Origin of the sequence: Alteromonas sp. S015 (genome assembly GCF_036864485.1) — a bacterium.
In the GTDB taxonomy this organism is placed as follows: Bacteria; Pseudomonadota; Gammaproteobacteria; order Enterobacterales; family Alteromonadaceae; genus Alteromonas.
This window is the reverse complement of the sequence record NZ_JAZETO010000010.1, coordinates 111670-128516: the sequence shown is the minus strand read 5'-3', so window position 1 is coordinate 128516 and position 16847 is coordinate 111670. Positions and strand designations below refer to the sequence as shown.

Annotated in this window: 17 protein-coding genes; 9 read left to right on the top strand and 8 right to left on the bottom strand. The window is 44.6% G+C overall.

Annotated elements, in window-relative coordinates; genetic code table 11:
* Positions 1 to 170: 170 nt before the first annotated feature.
* A complete protein-coding gene (gene pepB, locus V7R42_RS17945; protein ID WP_334021770.1) occupies positions 171 to 1454 on the top strand; it encodes an aminopeptidase PepB in 1284 nt (427 codons plus the stop codon).
* A 182-nt stretch (positions 1455 to 1636) separates the two neighbouring features.
* Here the strand turns inward: pepB and V7R42_RS17940 are convergent, their stop codons facing one another.
* On the bottom strand, positions 1637 to 1819 hold the full coding sequence (locus V7R42_RS17940; RefSeq protein WP_334021767.1) for a helix-turn-helix domain-containing protein: 183 nt from the start codon (positions 1817 to 1819) through the stop codon (positions 1637 to 1639).
* Positions 1820 to 2243: 424 nt separating this feature from the next.
* Between V7R42_RS17940 and V7R42_RS17935 the strand changes: the two genes are divergently transcribed.
* Both V7R42_RS17935 and V7R42_RS17930 read left to right on the top strand, forming a co-directional pair.
* Positions 2244 to 2846 carry a YhgN family NAAT transporter gene (locus V7R42_RS17935; RefSeq protein ID WP_334021764.1) on the top strand — a complete coding sequence of 201 codons (603 nt, stop codon included), beginning with the start codon at positions 2244 to 2246 and terminating at the stop codon, positions 2844 to 2846.
* Positions 2847 to 3425 carry a YjaG family protein gene (locus tag V7R42_RS17930; RefSeq protein ID WP_334021762.1) on the top strand — a complete coding sequence of 193 codons (579 nt, stop codon included), beginning with the start codon at positions 2847 to 2849 and terminating at the stop codon, positions 3423 to 3425.
* A gap of 159 nt (positions 3426 to 3584) precedes the next feature.
* Here the strand turns inward: V7R42_RS17930 and rsmD are convergent, their stop codons facing one another.
* Positions 3585 to 4256 (bottom strand): 16S rRNA (guanine(966)-N(2))-methyltransferase RsmD, encoded by a 672-nt coding sequence (gene rsmD, locus V7R42_RS17925; RefSeq protein ID WP_334021761.1) that lies wholly within the window; start codon positions 4254 to 4256, stop codon positions 3585 to 3587.
* A 66-nt stretch (positions 4257 to 4322) separates the two neighbouring features.
* Here rsmD and ftsY point away from each other — a divergent pair, with 66 nt between their 5' ends.
* From ftsY to ftsX, 3 genes are read left to right on the top strand one after another with little or no spacing between them, the layout of a single operon-like run.
* A complete protein-coding gene (gene ftsY / locus V7R42_RS17920; RefSeq protein ID WP_334021759.1) occupies positions 4323 to 6149 on the top strand; it encodes a signal recognition particle-docking protein FtsY in 1827 nt (608 codons plus the stop codon).
* 26 nt (positions 6150 to 6175) lie between these two features.
* Entirely contained in the window at positions 6176 to 6886 is a 711-nt protein-coding gene (gene ftsE, locus V7R42_RS17915; RefSeq protein ID WP_334021757.1) for a cell division ATP-binding protein FtsE, read from the top strand.
* Positions 6886 to 7866, top strand: a complete 981-nt coding sequence (gene ftsX / locus V7R42_RS17910) for a permease-like cell division protein FtsX (RefSeq protein WP_334021755.1) — start codon at positions 6886 to 6888, stop codon at positions 7864 to 7866. The genes ftsE and ftsX overlap by 1 nt, the downstream gene beginning before the upstream one ends.
* Before the next feature lie 98 nt (positions 7867 to 7964).
* Here ftsX and V7R42_RS17905 read toward each other — a convergent pair whose 3' ends face one another.
* Positions 7965 to 9200 (bottom strand): EAL and HDOD domain-containing protein, encoded by a 1236-nt coding sequence (locus V7R42_RS17905; protein ID WP_334021753.1) that lies wholly within the window; start codon positions 9198 to 9200, stop codon positions 7965 to 7967.
* A 197-nt stretch (positions 9201 to 9397) separates the two neighbouring features.
* Entirely contained in the window at positions 9398 to 10624 is a 1227-nt protein-coding gene (locus tag V7R42_RS17900) for an EAL and HDOD domain-containing protein (RefSeq protein ID WP_334021752.1), read from the bottom strand.
* Between the two features lie 605 nt (positions 10625 to 11229).
* Between V7R42_RS17900 and rpoH the strand changes: the two genes are divergently transcribed.
* Entirely contained in the window at positions 11230 to 12084 is an 855-nt protein-coding gene (gene rpoH / locus V7R42_RS17895) for an RNA polymerase sigma factor RpoH (protein WP_014950987.1), read from the top strand.
* Between the two features lie 197 nt (positions 12085 to 12281).
* Here the strand turns inward: rpoH and V7R42_RS17890 are convergent, their stop codons facing one another.
* The 3 genes from V7R42_RS17890 to pip all read right to left on the bottom strand — a co-directional run bounded on the left by V7R42_RS17890 (position 12282) and on the right by pip (position 14723).
* Positions 12282 to 13196, bottom strand: coding sequence for a bifunctional GNAT family N-acetyltransferase/hotdog fold thioesterase (locus tag V7R42_RS17890; RefSeq protein WP_334021748.1), 915 nt, complete (start codon positions 13194 to 13196; stop codon positions 12282 to 12284).
* Positions 13197 to 13311: 115 nt separating this feature from the next.
* A complete protein-coding gene (gene dtd, locus V7R42_RS17885) occupies positions 13312 to 13749 on the bottom strand; it encodes a D-aminoacyl-tRNA deacylase (RefSeq protein ID WP_334021747.1) in 438 nt (145 codons plus the stop codon).
* Complete coding sequence (pip, locus tag V7R42_RS17880) at positions 13746 to 14723, bottom strand: prolyl aminopeptidase (protein ID WP_334021745.1); 978 nt, start codon at positions 14721 to 14723, stop codon at positions 13746 to 13748. Before pip ends, dtd begins: the two co-directional genes overlap by 4 nt.
* Before the next feature lie 188 nt (positions 14724 to 14911).
* Between pip and V7R42_RS17875 the strand changes: the two genes are divergently transcribed.
* Positions 14912 to 15154, top strand: coding sequence for a hypothetical protein (locus V7R42_RS17875; RefSeq protein WP_014950983.1), 243 nt, complete (start codon positions 14912 to 14914; stop codon positions 15152 to 15154).
* Complete coding sequence (locus tag V7R42_RS17870) at positions 15151 to 15789, top strand: DUF2959 domain-containing protein (protein ID WP_334021743.1); 639 nt, start codon at positions 15151 to 15153, stop codon at positions 15787 to 15789. Before V7R42_RS17875 ends, V7R42_RS17870 begins: the two co-directional genes overlap by 4 nt.
* Before the next feature lie 68 nt (positions 15790 to 15857).
* Here the strand turns inward: V7R42_RS17870 and V7R42_RS17865 are convergent, their stop codons facing one another.
* Positions 15858 to 16742: a virulence factor BrkB family protein gene (locus V7R42_RS17865; RefSeq protein WP_334021742.1), complete on the bottom strand. Its 885-nt coding sequence runs from the start codon at positions 16740 to 16742 to the stop codon at positions 15858 to 15860.
* Positions 16743 to 16847: the final 105 nt, after the last annotated feature.

Genomic DNA, 16847 nt, shown 5'->3' with positions numbered 1-16847 from the left:
ATCAGTGTGTTTCACATAATTGATATGTGTGCGTTTGAACGAGCACTTATAGCGTATGCGGTTAGCGAACAGCAAGCGCAGTAAACAAGGCGCCAAAGAGTATCAAACATTTGCGCAAGCGCAAAAAGCGCTTAGCAGTAATATAACAATGTAATAAGGAATAAAACGCGATGGCAGAATTTACCGTTAGCCTTTCTAGAAACAAAGCTGAAGCTGTGTGGGGCGAGAGTGCTAAGCTTTCTTTCACTGAATCGGGTGTAGTTATTCACCTGCCTGACGACAAGCTTAACGAGCGTTTAATTCAGCAAGCGGCAAGAAAGCTAGATGGCTTAAGCTTGCCAGCGGTCACGCTAAGCGGTGATTGGCACAAAGAGCAGCAGTGGGCTTTTGCACTAAGCTTCACGCGTGCGCGCAATCCTGCATCAATTAAATGGGCCGACACGGCTGACAAAGAAGCGCTAGAGCAAGAATATGCGGCGTTACTGTTTACCCGTCAGTTGGTAAACGAAACGCCGGAAGATCTAAGTCCTGAAACCTTGGCAACCCGTGCTGCACAGTGGCTTAAGTCATTAGGTGGTGACAAGGTCACTTACTCAATGACGGTAGGTGAAGACCTTAAAGAGCAGGGCTGGATTGGCATTTATAATGTAGGCCGCGGTAGTGAACGTCCGCCGGCAATGCTGGTACTTGATTATAACCCGACAGGTAAAGCTGATGCGCCGGTTGATGCCGTTTTAGTTGGAAAGGGTATTACATTCGACAGCGGTGGCTACAGCATTAAATCTAGCGAAGGCATGTTAGATATGAAATGTGACATGGGCGGCGCAGCAACTGTAACGGGCGCATTAGGGCTATCTATTTCTCAAGGCAGTGAAAAGCGTATTCAGCTTATATTGTGCTGTGCAGAGAACCTTATTAGCGGTCATGCTTATAAGCTGGGTGATGTGCTTACCTACAAAAATGGGGTAACTGTAGAAGTAGTTAATACCGATGCTGAAGGACGTTTAGTATTGGCTGATGGACTAATGGCAGCAACAGAAACGGGCGCGCCGCTAATTATTGATGCAGCAACGCTAACCGGTGCTGCAGTGGTTGCACTGGGTTCTGACTATCACGGCGTATTCTCGTTGGATGATAATGCCCGCGAACAAATGCTTAAAGCAGCAAAGGCAGAAAACGAACGCTTCTGGCCACTACCTCTTGAAGATTTTCACGCAGAGCGCTGTCCATCGGCGTTCGCAGATACAGCAAATAGTCGCCCGATGAAAGGTGGTGGCGGTGGCGGTGCGTCTAACGCTGCGGGCTTCTTATCACGCTTCGTTAAGCCTGAGGGCTGGGTACATTTAGATTTAGCCGCTGCTTACCATGGCGGGGCAACATCTGAAATGCCGGTAGGAGCGACAGCGAAAGGTATTCGCTCAATTGCTAGAATGCTGAAAGACTTCAATGCATAACGAGGCGAACGCTCAGTGGTACCACGGCCTGCTGATCGCCATCGCATTTTCAGCGGCATAATAGGGTGTTCAATCCACGTGGGTAATTGCCTTATGCATCACGTAAGGCCAAGCTAACGTCGCTGAATGTAGAGTATAAAAAAGGGCGCGACTTTACATAAAGTCGCGCCCTTTTTCGTGAATTAGATGCCGCCTAATCGCTCAGCCAATGTTTTATAGCGCTCAACATCGCTGCTATCGAATAGTGGGTTACCGTCTGTGTCTTTCTCTTTCGAAACCAAAAGGCTTTCTCGCTCAAGGCGCTCTACGCGCACTTCTTGTACGCCAAGAAAAGCAGCCACTTCTTTTACTGTCATCAAACTCATTGCAATATTTCCTATTTTTGGTTGTTCTTATTAAGGTTTAACAGGTCCTAATGTCGAACAAAATGTAGTTTCATACTATTACATCAAAAGCCTTCAAGATAAGACATTATCCAAAAGGTGTAGAAAAAGCCAATTAGTCTGTCCGCTGCTAGGCAAAAACATCCATTAGATATGACAAATACATCGTCCTACGATTTAGTAAAGCGTACTTTCGCTAATTTTCGAGTATTTTTACAGGGCGAAGATAAACGTTTTTTACTCAAGCTGTAGCAATTGAAAAACCATAGAGTTTCAAAAGGTGTTTTTAACTAAGCCAGCTTAGTTTACCATTGCGCGCCTAAAACGACCCTGAATATAAACTTTGAGTTATACTCAATGGCTTACGTGCAAATGGGCTTAGCCTCACAACCGGAGATAGTAAAAAATGGATACTTGGTCTGCTGCCATCATGCTCTTTCTGATCATGGATCCCTTAGGTAACCTCCCTGTATTTATGTCGGTACTCAAATCGATTGAACCCAAACGTCGCCAAGTCATCCTTATTCGAGAATTATTATTTGCTCTTGGCATCCTGTTTCTCTTTTTATTCAGTGGTCAATCGGTTCTCAACTTTCTGAACGTAGAGCAAGAGACAGTAAGTATTGCTGGGGGAATTATTCTGTTCCTCATTGCGCTTAAAATGATTTTTCCATCGTCCGGTAACCCCAGTGGTTTAGCTGTAGGTGAAGAACCATTTCTGGTACCTTTAGCCATTCCTATGATAGCAGGCCCTTCTACGCTGGCTGCGCTTATTCTTCTTGCTAACCAAGCGCCAGATAGAATGACTGACTGGTCAATGGCACTTGCGGCTTCTTGGTCAATTAGTGCGGTTATTTTACTATTTTCAAATGTGTTCCATAAAATTCTAGGTGAACGCGGTTTAGTTGCGATGGAACGATTAATGGGTATGATCTTAGTTATGATCGCTATCCAAATGCTTCTTGATGGCGTTACCCAATATTTCATGCATGCCACTGGAGCCCTTTAAATGGCAAAGCAAAAACTTAATACCTTTGGGCGTGTCCGCGCCTTGGAAGGCTGGAAAGCCGTAGCATTCGGCGCTGCATTACTTGAGCGTATGCTACCCAACTACACACTTTTCTGTGAGTTGACAGAAAGCGGTGATGCAAGCGCATTGCGCAACTGTTTGAATTTGGTGTGGGAAACGTTGAAATCTCCTAAAAGTAAATTCAACATTGCAGTACAACTTGAGAAAGTTGAGGTGGCTACACCTGATACCAGTGAACATGATAATTATGGTGTATACCCTGCAATTGATGCTGCCATTGGTTTAGCGGGTTTGCTAAATTTGATGGCAGGTGACGATCCGCAAGGTGCAGTTGTAATCAGTAAATTGTCTCAAGGCAGTGTAGAGGCCTACTTACTAGAAAGTGAAGAAGCCGACGACGAGACTGTAAAAGGGCATCCGTTAATGGAGTTTGAAGTTGAGGTACAAAGCGAACTGCTTGATTATGTGGAGCAAGCCAAGTATCCCGCGAAAGCGGCAGATGAGATGAGAGCGCTTGCCTTAGAGGCAGGTATTTCCAATATAGGCCTTGAACTTTAATCCTGCTGGCCGTAAATCGGTTCGTATCTGATATCTAAGTTGTGTAATGGAAGATGTTTGGGTAATGAAAGATGTGATAATTACTAATAAGACACCTACTCATAGGCTGTGTTTTATTAGTCAACTTGCGTCTTAACTCAAGGCTAATAGCATCTTTTATCAGCCAATTTCTATTAACATATAGCGCAGCGCGTTCGTTTGCTTGTCTTTAATAATTTGCCAATGAGCAGGAAGAGCGGGTGTTGCCAGTGTACTCTCGTGCTCTACGTAAACCACGCTACCGCTTTGAACAAGTTTGTTGTCCTCTAGCGCAGCAAGCGTAGGCGCGACTAATGATTTTGCAAATGGCGGATCGACAAAAACAATATCGTAGGGTGTTGTGCTAATACCGCTTAAAATACCGAGCGCGTCACCTTGATGGACAGCAGCCGATGCAGAGTCGTTTGCTTTTAGCAAAGTAAGATTGCTTTTAAGTTGGTGTGCCGCTTGTTTATCGAGTTCTATAAAATCGCAATGTGCGGCATAGCGAGACAATGCTTCTAAGCCCAACCCACCAGAACCCGCAAATATATCTAAGCAGCGTGCATCGTTGATAAAAGGCATCAACCAGTTAAATAAGGTTTCTTTATTTCTATCTGTGGTTGGCCGTAACCCTTCTGCATTTAGTACGGGTAACTTTCTACCACGCCATTGACCACCAATAATGCGTATTTGCCCAGGACTACTAGCGCCCTTTATTTTCCCATTTTTTGGTGAAAGACGTTTTTTTGCAGGAGATGGTGCCCGAGTAGGGCGAGAAACTCGCTTCATAGTGGCTGACAATGGTATCATGCGTTCATACATTAGGCGGCAAGTGTAGCCGAATTTGCTAAGAATTTATAAGGATTTGTCCTAACGATGTCGAAACTTTTTGGCTGGTTCAATAAGAACAAGAAAGCAGAGAAACAAAAAGCCCAAGCGGAAGAAGAAGCTCGCTTACAGGCAGAGGCTGAAGCGCAGGCAAAGGCGCAAGCGGAAGAAGCCCGCGCTAAAGCAGAGGCCGAAGCAGAGGCAAAGGCTAAAGCGGAAGATGAAGCCCGTGCAAAGGCAGAGGCCGAAGCACAGGCAAAGGCTAAAGCGGAAGAAGCAGCCCGCGCTAAAGCAGAGGCCGATGCACAGGCAAAGGCTAAAGCGGAAGAAGAAGCCCGCGCTAAAGCAGAAGCCGAAGCACAGGCAAAGGCTAAAGCGGAAGATGAAGCCCGCGCTAAAGCAGAGGCCGAAGCACAGGCAAAGGCTAAAGCGGAAGATGAAGCCCGCGCTAAAGCAGAGGCCGAAGCACAGGCAAAGGCTAAAGCGGAAGATGAAGCCCGTGCAAAGGCAGAGGCCGAAGCGCAAGCCGAAAAAGAGGCTCGTGCTAAGGTGGAAGCTGAAGCACAGGCGAAGGCCAAAGCGGAAGAAGAGGCCCGCGCAAAGGCAGAAGCTGAAGCACAGGCGAAGGCGCAAGCGGAAGAAGAAGCTCGCGCAAAGGCAGAAGCTGAAGCACAGGCGAAGGCGCAAGCGGAAGAAGAAGCCCGCGCAAAGGCAGAAGCTAAAGCACAGGCGAACGCTAAAGCGGAAGAAGAAGCTCGCGCAAAGGCAGAAGCTGAAGCACAGGCGAAGGCTAAAGCGGAAGAAGAAGCTCGCGCAAAGGCAGAAGCTGAAGCACAGGCGAAGGCTAAAGCGGAAGAAGAAGCTCGCGCTAAAGCAGAAGCTGAAGCACAGGCTAAAGCCAAAGCCGAAGAAAAGCCGAAAGGGAAAAAGTCGTTTTTTGCACGTTTAAAAGAAAGCCTATCTCGTACAAAAGAGAACCTAGGCAGCGGCATAGTAAGCCTGTTTAAAGGCAAAACCATTGACGATGAGCTCTATGAAGACCTTGAAACGCAGCTGTTAGTCGCTGACGTGGGTATGGACACTACGCAAAAAATCATCGATCACCTTACCGACAGTGCTTCTCGAAAAGATTTAAAAGATGCCGAAGCCTTGCTAGACATCATGAAGCAACAAATGTCTGGCATGTTGTCTCAAGTGAATCAGCCTCTGTCAGAAGTGATGCGGGCCCATGATTCCAGTGAAGGTCCATTCGTTATTTTAATGGTTGGTGTAAATGGCGTAGGTAAAACCACAACTATTGGTAAGCTAGCTAAGCAGTTCCAGCAAGAAGGTAAGAAAGTGATGCTTGCTGCGGGTGATACCTTCAGAGCGGCGGCGGTTGAACAGCTTCAAGTATGGGGCGAACGCAACGATATTCCTGTAATTGCACAGCACACCGGCGCTGACAGTGCGTCTGTACTTTACGATGCGCTAGAAGCTGCAAAGTCGCGCGGCACCGATATTCTTATTGCTGATACCGCAGGGCGCTTGCAGAATAAGAATAACTTGATGGAAGAGCTTAAGAAAGTGGTTCGCGTAATGAAGAAGATTAACCCTAACGCGCCTCACGAAGTTATGCTTACATTGGATGCAGGTACAGGGCAAAACGCCATTAGCCAAGCCAAGTTGTTTAATGAAGCCGTGGGCTTAACAGGCATCACACTAACCAAGTTAGACGGCACAGCGAAAGGCGGTGTTATATTCTCTATTGCCGATAAGTTCAAAATTCCTATAAGGTATATAGGTGTTGGCGAAAGCATTGATGATTTACGCCAGTTTGACGGACAAGAATTTATTGATGCGTTGTTTAGCGAAATGGACACACCTGAAAGCTAAAACCAGCAAAGCGGTAGGGAAAAATAATGATAAAGTTTGAGCAGGTAAGCAAAACCTATCCTGGCGGGCAACGCGCGCTGAGCAAGGTTAATTTTCATATTGCGCCGGGTGAAATGGCCTTTTTAACCGGTCATTCTGGCGCTGGAAAAAGTACGCTTCTTAAACTTATCAGTATCATGGAGCGCCCAACAGTGGGGCGCGTTCTTATAAATGGCCACGATCTCAACGCTATTACCCGTCGTGATATTGCCTACATTCGCCGTGATATTGGCATGATCTTTCAAAGCCATCAGCTGTTAATGGATAAATCGGTTTTTGACAACGTGGCTCTGCCGTTAGTTATTGAAGGTTATACGCACAAGGAAACTCGGAAACGGGTGGAAGCGGCACTTGAAATGGTTGGCCTGAGGGATAAAGCGCGTTGCCTACCTATTATGTTGTCCGGTGGTGAACAGCAGCGAGTAGGAATAGCGAGAGCGGTAGTAAACAAACCACCGTTACTGCTGGCAGACGAGCCTACCGGTAACCTCGATCCCAAGCTTTCCATGGAAATTATTCGTCTATTTGAAGACTTCAATCAAGCGGGCGTATCTGTACTCATCGCGACACACGACTTAGGGCTGATAGCTAGAATGCGTTATCGCACGCTCACCCTTAAAAGTGGTCAAATGATTACAGATGGCCTTACTGACGATCTTGACGGCACAACTTCAGACAACAGTGAAGGGGCCCGGTAATGAGTATTTTGTTTAAAGGGCGAGCTAAAGGAGCGTCTTCTGCCAAAGTGGGCTTTGTTCAATCTATCGTTATGTTCTTTGCTAGCCATGTGCGCCAAGCGCTAGCAAGCCTTGGTGAGTTATGGCGACAGCCACTGGCGTCTTTAATGACCATTGGCGTTCTGGGGCTAAGTATAACCCTACCCAGTACGCTTTATATCATGGTGAAAAATACTGAAAAAATTACTGCTGGCTGGGATCAGGCATCAGAAATTTCCCTATTTCTAAAGCCAGATATTACCGCAGCAAGTTCGCAACAGCTGGTAGCAAGGTTAAATAGCTGGTCTGAAATAGATCGTGTTGTTTATATCCCCGCAGATGAGGCGCTCAAAGAATTTCAGCACTTGTCAGGATTAGGCGATGCCATTGCGTATTTAGAAAAAAATCCGTTGCCTGACGTTGTACTAGTTACTCCTAATCAAAAGCATGCCTCACCGACCGCAGCTAAAGCACTATTGGATAAGCTGCGACAGCAGCGGGAAGTCGATATTGGTAAATTGGATATAGAGTGGCTTGAGCGTTTATACGCTGTTATCGATATTGCCAGAGACTTAGTCACCCTAATAGGTTTACTGTTATTCATCGCGGTAGTGTTAATTATTGGCAACACTATCCGTTTGAATATTTTAAACAAGTACGACGAAATCGTCGTGATGAAATTGGTTGGTGCTACCGATGCGTTTATCCATAGACCGTTCTTATATACGGGCTTTTGGTATGGGTTATTGGGTGGGCTCATGGCGTGGTTCGCCGTGATCATTATATTGTGGTGGATGGATAGTAGCATCACAACGTTCGCTGCTATGTATCAGAAAGATTTCAGTATCACCGGGTTAACGGGCTCTGCATTGCTGACAATGCTGGGGCTTTCTGTGCTGCTTGGTCTACTAGGTTCACTTATTTCGGTTCAGCGTCACGTAAGGGAAATTGAGCCCAAGTAATAGTCGGCGCCAATTAGCTAACACGTCTACAGTACAACACATATAGGTGAACTGTATAACGTGAATTAAAGCGTGAACGCGTGTTTTCGCTTATTTATTTAAGCAATAGCGCGGGGGTAGTGTGAGGAAATAGCGCTGCGTACTCCATTGCCCCAAACAATGGCTTGGTTATACAACTTATGTAGCTGCTTCTGGTCAATATTAAGTATTTTGGCTTGTTTTATGACATTCATCCAAAGGGCGCTTTCAAAGGCGCGGACCAAAGTCATATAACTGTTCATCTCCAAGTTCTTGCCAAGTAGCGCATCGTTAACCTCATCTGAAAGCGGTAACTGCTTTAAAATGTCCGTCATAGACTGATCGAGCAAACCCTCAAGAAGCGAAAATAGACCAACCAAGAAAGAGATGGGCGGGTTGTTTTTAAGGCCTCTGCGCTCTGCAAGTAAATCGAAAAACTTAGCGCGCACTAAAGACATGTGAATGATTTCTAGGGGCTTGTTATCACCTAAGTTAGTTAAACTTAACAATGCGATGAATTTCTTAATCTCTACTTCACCCATATAATTGAGCGCGTGCTTCAACGACGTAATTTTGTATCGCTTATTAATGTTGGGGTTATTGATAAACTTCAGCAATAAAAAGCTTAATGTGGCATCTCGCTCTATAATTTGGCTGATGCGGTCTATGTCAAAGTCACTGTTAGAGCTTTCGCCCATCAAGTCGACAATGTTCATTTTAGACGCAGGAAGCTGTCTTAGAATACGGGCTTCCGGCTGTGAGAAAAAATAACCTTGGAAGAAGTCAAAACCTAAATCTACACACGTTGAGAAATTATCTTGTGTATCAACCTGTTCCGCCACTAGTTGTACATTCGCATCGTGATAGCGCGGAATGTGCTTTTCGATAGTTTCAAAACGGGTTTTGGTGACATCGACTTTCACAATATCGATAAGAGAAAAGATATCGTGATTTGCGCCCACCATCATTGGGTCGTCGATAGCCAGCTTAAAACCAAGTTGCTTTATGTGACGACAGGCTTCGAACAGGCCACTGTTGTTGTCGGTTGGGTCAGCAAGCTCAACCACTACCGACTCCGGATTAAGCGATGTAGGGAAACGCGAAACAAGGGTATCTGACGAGAACGTAATAAAAGACGTTTTTTCACCGCAAATATCATCAAGCCCAAGTGGATGGAAATGCTCAGAAATATATTTGGCTTTCTCTTCATTATGTTCCGGGTAAGCGCCAGACTTGCCGTCTCTGAACAGAAGTTCATAGGCGAAAACACTTTTGCTTTTATCTAAAATAGGCTGGCGAGCTATAAACGCGAACATAATCTATTCCTGATACAACACGGTTAAGTTTATTTTTATTGTTATATTTTATGGCCTAGCTAGCGCTAAGTCATACCTTAGGGCTTAGTGTTCTTTGATGTTTCGCAAAATAAGAACTAACCCTAGTCTATGATATGTAAGCGTAATCTAACAACTATTCAACTAATAATTTAACTCCAATTGGAGTAGCGGTAAGTTTAGTTGTCGTTCAAGGCCGCCGAATGAATGTAATTCGCCCACTTTAACGCTTCGTTGTAATAGCTGTGCAGAAGGTTTTGTTTAACATCGTATTTTGTCGCAAATTGCTGAATACCCGACCATGTCGCCCGTTCGAAAAATTGTGAAAGCGTTAGGCAGTCGCGCAAGATATTCGGGCTGCCGCATAGAGCACCTTTGACATCGTCACTAATTGGAACCTTGCTTACTAAGTCGTCAATTCGCTGCTCCATCATAGCATCAAGCAAAGAAAGCAAACCTGTAAGAAAGCCTTTTAGAGGGTCATCGCCATCTTTAATCTGGGTGTATATTAGTTCACAGAACTTTGCGCGAACAAGTGCCATTTGCAGAAGTTCAGTAGGCTGTCCATTGCTCAAATTGGCAAGGGCGAGCAGTGAAATAAATTTCTTCACTTCTATTTCACCCATAAAGGTTAATGCATGTTTAAGCGACGTTATTTTATGCCGCTTGTTGACCAGCGGATTGTTGATAAAGCGCAGGAGTAAGTAGGTAAGAGAGGGATCCCGTTCAATAATACTGTTGACTTCATCGAAATTAAGCTTCGCTTGGCTACTAAAGGAAAGTAGCTCCAACATGGTCAGGCTGCTAGGCCCTAACTTTCTGTGTCTGACTATTTCGGGTTTAGCTAAAAAGTAGCCTTGGAAATAGTCAAACCCCATATCCTTGAATTTATTGAACTCATCATAGGTTTCAATTTTTTCTGCAACCAACTGTATCTTGTTCGATTTGAAGCGTGCGACAAGTGCGGGAATTTTTTCGTGAGAAATATCTGTAATATCTATTTTGACGATACTGGTAAATGGAATAAACGCTTCCCATTTTCCTTTCATGTCATAGTCATCAAGGGCAATAGGGTAACCTAAACCTCGAATATGTTTGCAAGCGGCTACCAGTGCATCATCTACGTCTACCGTTTCTACAACCTCTATTACTACCTTGCTCGCATCTAAAGAGGTGGGGAACCGGAACATCAGCGTGTCGCGGTGAAAGTTGATAAAGGCTTTCTTATTTCCGGTAATCTCTTCAATACCCAAACTTAAATGGGTTGAGGTAAGAATTTTTGAGGTTGCTTCGTCAGGCGGTATGTCGGGAAAGCTATTGTCTTCTCCAACACGAAAAAGTAGTTCATAGGCGTAAACTTCTCTGTTTACATCAAATATGGGCTGTCTAGCGACGTAAGCAAACATCAAGATCCTCTTTGATTTACTTGCCTTACTCCTTTCCTTAAGTATTTCCCTTCCAGTCTTCTGTAATTGTTGTCTGGAAAATGCTGTACAGCGGTTGTAGTGCAAAATCGATTAATTCAATCTATTATTTTCAGTTTCTACCGCGAAAAGCAAGATATAAGATACGACGTATAAGGTTTATGTAATTGCCGCTGCGCTTTCGCTTCATATTTAATGACTTCTGTTATAGCGGAAGATGCTTGCAGTAGGTAAAAATTGAAAAATGAATAAGCGTTGGATTTCATACCAGTGAGATTAGCTTTCACATTGATGTGTGTAATTAAAGTATAATGATTTAGTGGTTAAATGACCGACCCGACGCCACCATACTATTGAGAGTAACGTGGTATTCAATGTGAAGCCGATAACTTAGGTGTAGTATTTGTGTTGAGTAAATACGCATATGGATCGCAAGTTTTAAAATTGAACTTTTTTTCTTAATCTAGGTCTTGATATAGTAGAAATAGTCACTATACCTACATACTGGTTAAACTTCATATCTTAATTAGGTCTCGCGCAGCTTCGGTTACTTTGCTAATATGAAGCGGCAAAAAATGAGGTGAACAATGAGCAACAATTTGCAATCTATGGCCCTGTCAGTGCCACACAGCGGTAGCATTGAAGGCTACATTCAAGCTGTAAGCAGCATTGATATGCTTAGCGCTGAGGAAGAGCGCGAGTTGGCAGTGCGCCTTCGCGAAGACGAAGACTTACAAGCCGCTCGTAAGCTGGTAATGTCACACCTTCGTTTTGTAGTGCACATTGCAAAATCTTACTCAGGTTATGGCTTACCACAAGCCGACTTAATTCAAGAAGGCAACATCGGTCTGATGAAAGCCGTTAAGCGTTTCGACCCAACGGTGGGCGTGCGTTTGGTTTCTTTCGCGGTACATTGGATCAAAGCAGAAATTCATGAGTTTGTACTTAAAAACTGGAGAATAGTAAAAGTTGCGACCACCAAAGCGCAGCGCAAATTATTCTTTAACCTGCGTAAGGCGAAAAAGCGCCTTGGTTGGTTCACGCACGATGAAGTACAAACTGTAGCGAATGAACTGGGTGTGAGTACAAAAGAAGTGCTTCAAATGGAAGCGCGTATGAGTTCTCAAGACCAAGCGTTCGACCTGACTGCGGACGAAGATGAAACAGGCAATTTTGCGCCAGTTCAATATTTAGAAGATAAATCTTCAGATGTTGAAACCGACGTGATTAACAACGACTGGGATACTGCAGCGAGCAAGCGCTTGTACTCAGCAATTAAAACGCTAGATGAGCGTAGCCAAGATATAATCGAAACCCGCTGGTTAGCAGACAACAAGATTACGCTTCAAGACTTGGCTGACAAATATCAGGTATCTGCCGAGCGTGTTCGTCAAATTGAAAAGAACGCGATGAAAAAACTTCAAGCGGCCATGGTCGCTTAGTACTCGCAGTACATAGCTTATAAATAGCTTAATTACGAAAAAAGCGCCTTATCGGCGCTTTTTTTATGAGTGGATTTTTATTGTAAGTGACGACTCATAAAAATGGTGATGAGCCTCTTTTAATCCTGCGACGAAACGGTCATGTGTGTTATCAACATCGTTTAATACATATTAAAGGCAGGCGTTAACTAGTAAAGCTACTCTTCTTCGCTTTTAGAAGGGGGAAGCACGTAGAACACACCTTCAAACTCCGCTACAGGAGTATCGCCGTCTAAAATTGCCACACTCAATTCAAACCTTGCTTTGTTGTCATTCTCTAACGGTTTAAACTTTCCAGACAAAGTCTCAATATTACAGATTGCCCTTGGCTTCATCGTTATGGGCTTATGATAGTGAATATCACCATCGCCCAATACAATATCCCCGTCTAATCCCCGCTCTTTAAGCTGCAAGTAAATCATGCCCCAGCCGGTTAGCGTAGCTAAAGAGAAAATGCTGCCCGCAAACATAGTGCCGTGAATATTTATGTTTTTGTTTAATGACGCACGCGTTTCAAGTGTGCGGCCTGTGTATTGGTAAAGTTTGATTCCCATGTGCTCGGTAATGGGAATGGTCTCAGACCATGTTTCCTGCAGTGATTTGCACCACTTAGGGTGAAGTACTAACGTATTGTTTTCGGTGAACTTCTTAACCATTTGTTGACGTTTAAGCATGCCTAGCTCGTTAGGCGCTTCACGCTCGACTTCAAAGCCACATGCGCTAAAAAAGTCAATAGATATTTCGCGGCTGTTAGTTACAGCACGCTCGGCGCCCAGGTCTTTCGCTACGTTTTCAAGTGCGGCCATGATCATTTGTCCTAAACCCTTGCGTTGATGGCCTGGGTGAACAGCAATATGGCGAATTTGTGCCTCTTCAGCTGTGTTTAAATGCACGCGGCCGCAAGCCACAATTTCGCCATTTCTGTTAGTAATAATACGGTGCTCTGCGACTTGCTCGTATTCGTCTTTTTCAGAGCCGGGAGGAAAATTCCATGGCTGGCGTAAGTGTTCCCACCGAAAATGAAAATAGGCTTCAAACTCGGCATCGCTTTTTGGTGTGACTACCTTGTACACAATAAACCGGCCTTCTTAAATGAATGAACGAGTATTTAAACGTAAGAATACATGCGGTACAAGCTTAATTATGTAAGCAAGTTTGGGATGCTGACGAAGCGTACGATTTTACCCGCTAAACGCTAAATTGAAAGGTGACGGGGCCGTCATTAATTAGGCCTACTTGCATATCAGCACCGAACTCGCCGGTGGCCACCACCATACCTTTATCTTTCAGAGACTGAACGAATTTTTCATAAATGGCTTGGCCGTGTTCTGGCGATGCACCGCGTGAAAAACCAGGACGATTACCTTTCTGCGTATCGGCTACGAGTGTGAACTGAGAGACCACCAGTATTTCGCCTCCCACTTGCTCAACATTTAGGTTCATTTTTCCGTCTTCGTCACTGAACATGCGATATCGACAGAGCTTATTTGCTAGTTTCTCTATCTGCGCGTCACCGTCTTCTTTCTCAACACCCAAGAGCACCAGCATGCCTTTACCAATTTCGCCGATAACATTACCGGCAACGGTGACATTGGCTTCCGATACGCGTTGAATTAGTCCTATCACTTCGACGACTCCTGAATAAAGCGAGACATGTCGCGGGTAGCACGGCAGAGCGCGTAACCTATACTAGGCTCGGAAGTACTGTGCCCCGCGTCGGGAATAATTTGTAGCTGACTCTGGGGCCAAGCTTTGTGAAGTGCCTCCGCCGCTTCTGTTTTGCAGATCATGTCGTAACGACCATGTACAATTGTTCCAGGAATATGACTTATTTTGCTAATGTTTTCAAGAATATAGTTTTCATCTAGGAAGCATTGGTTAGATAGGAAATGGCATTCCAATGTGGCTAAACAGGTGACCAGCTGCATAGGGTAATTAGTTGTCGAGTCACCCACACCAGGTGGTAGCGTTATACGAGAAAGTCTCTCTTCCCATTGGTACCATCTTTTAAGCGCTGAATGTCTTAGTACATCATTGCTAGAACGCACCATTGCGCTATAGAAATCACACACTGAATTAGAGGTCACAGGCTTAGGCACATCTTTTGTAAATTTCCGGTAATACTCGGGAAATAACTGAGCTGCACAGCCATTTGGCGATAAAAACCAATCTCTGTCTTCCTGTCGAGCTAAAAATACGCCACGTAGAATGAGCCCTGTCACTCGCGGCGTGTACTTTAACGCGTAGAGCAGGGCGAGTGTTGAACCCCACGAACCGCCAAACAAAAGAAATTTTGGAATTGAAAGGTGTGTACGTAATGCTTCGATATCTTCAACATTCGACCATGTGTCGTTATTTAGCGTGTCAGCTAGAGGCGTAGAGCGGCCGCAACCACGTTGCTCATAGCCGACAATGCGATACTTATTGCTGTCAAAAAAGCATTTGTAATTAGGGGGTAAGCCTGCACCTGGGCCCCCGTGAATAAAGAACACGGGGATGCCGTTTGGATTACCACTTTGCTCGAAGTAAAGCGAATGCCCACTTCCCACTTCGATAAATCCATTTTCATAGTAGGTAACATCGGGGTAAAGTCGTTTCATTTTGTTTCTGCGCGTTGTGTGAGTGCCTGTTTTAGTTTAGTTTATTGTTATACAAACGGTTGCGTGCTGACTGCTTCAACGCTGTTTATGCTTGTAAAATAAGCGATAAATCTTAAGTGTATACTATAGAACAAGTGTCATTACGTGCTAGCTAATCATATTATAGTCATAAATGCGAGGATGTTTATATGGCAGGTCAAGGATCGGGCGGTAATGTAATCGCCGCAATTTGTAACTTCTTTATTCCTGGTTTAGGTCATTTGGTTCAAGGCAGAATACTGGGCGCGCTGTTCTATTTCATTACCGTAGGCGTGTGCTATGCCCTGGCTGCGACCGTCGTTCTTGCTATCGTATTCTGGCCATTAGGTGCCATTTTGCATCTAATCAGTATTATAAGCGCAGCGCGCTTTAGAGGTGGAGTAACCGCATGAAGCTACTTGCATCAGCATTTGTTGCTATGCTTGCCCTTAGTGGGTGTCAGTCTGCATATTACGCAGCATGGGAAAAGGTTGGCGTTGAAAAGCGTGATATCTTAGTAGACCGCGTTGAAAACGCGAAAGAGTCGCAAGAAGATGCACAAGAGCAGTTTAGTTCGGCGCTGGAGGCATTCAGCGCGGCCGTTGCATTTGATGGCGGTGAGCTTGAAGATGTTTACAATCGATTAAACGGTCAGTACGAAGATAGTGTTGCCGCCTCGGAAGAAGTGAGTTCACGTATAGACAAGGTGGAAAGTGTAGCTGAGGCTTTATTCGATGAATGGTCTGAAGAGCTAGAGAAGTATGAGAACGCATCGCTGAAGCGAGATAGTGCGGCGAAGCTTCGCGAAACTAAGCGTCGTTACGCTTCACTAATGACGGCTATGCGCAAAGCGGAAAGTAAAATGCCGCCGGTATTAAGCGCGCTTCAAGATAATGTGCTGTACTTGAAGCACAACTTAAATGCCAGCGCGATAGGCGCACTGCAGGGCGAGCTCTCTACTATCGAGAACAACGTCGCTCAGCTTATCAGACAAATGAATTCTGCTATTGCAGAGTCTGATGCGTTTATTTCTTCAATGAAAAACTAGCTTTTAAGCAGTAATAGATAGAAAGGGAGCGAGCAGCTCCCTTTTTTATTTTAAACCTGTAGGGCTGATTATTCTTGAGGTACTTTGCGGGGTTCGTTTTCTGCTTTTCGGTTTTCAAACGCTTCACCTAGGCTGCAGGTAAATTCAGCACCAAACAGCACAATTATCCACGACAAATACACCCATAAAAACAGAATGGGTACCACCGCAAGCGCGCCGTAAATAAGTTCGTACGAAGGAAAGTTCGTTACGTAGAGCGCAAAGCCTGACTTAGTTATTTCAAAAGCGATGGTTGCCACGATGGCGCCAACCAATGCGTGACGAGCAAATACTCTTCTATTAGGCACAACCATGTATAAAATGGTGAATGCAAGCATGGCTGCGCCGCTTGGTACAAGGCTGAGTAAGAAAGTACCAAGACCTGGTGTGTATTCTTCGGTGAATGCCGCTAATCCAGTCAAATAAGAACTGACCACCACACTGGAGCCGATTAACATAGGACCAAGAGTGATCACCATCCAGTAAATAGCAAAGGTATACACAATCGGTCTGTCACTTTGCGTACGCCAAATTCTATTCAGGGTTTTATCTACGTTTGATATGAGCATTAATGCAACGACCAGCAGTGACAAAATCCCAATGGCACTCATTTGTGAAGCATTGCCGACAAAATCGCTCATGTATTTATGAACCACATCACTGGCGGTAGGAACAAAGTTGCTAAAAACAAAATGCTCGAGCTTACTTCTTACGGATGCAAAGGCTGGAAAGGCTGACATTATGGTGAAAGTCACCATAATAAAGGGCACCAAAGATAACAAGGTTACATAGGCTAAGTGCCCAGCAGAGATAGTAATGTTGTCTTCTTTGCAACGTTTTATGAAGATGCTAAAGAGCTCTTTAATCTGAGGCCTAACATTATTATATAAGGTTTTAACCTTGTCTAAATCCACTCAATTTCTCCTGACGATACCGTGAAAAAGATAAAAAGCGTAGTCTTATCTATGCGGACTGGTATACAGCATCGATAGTTTATTACTTGTTATACCTGATGGTAA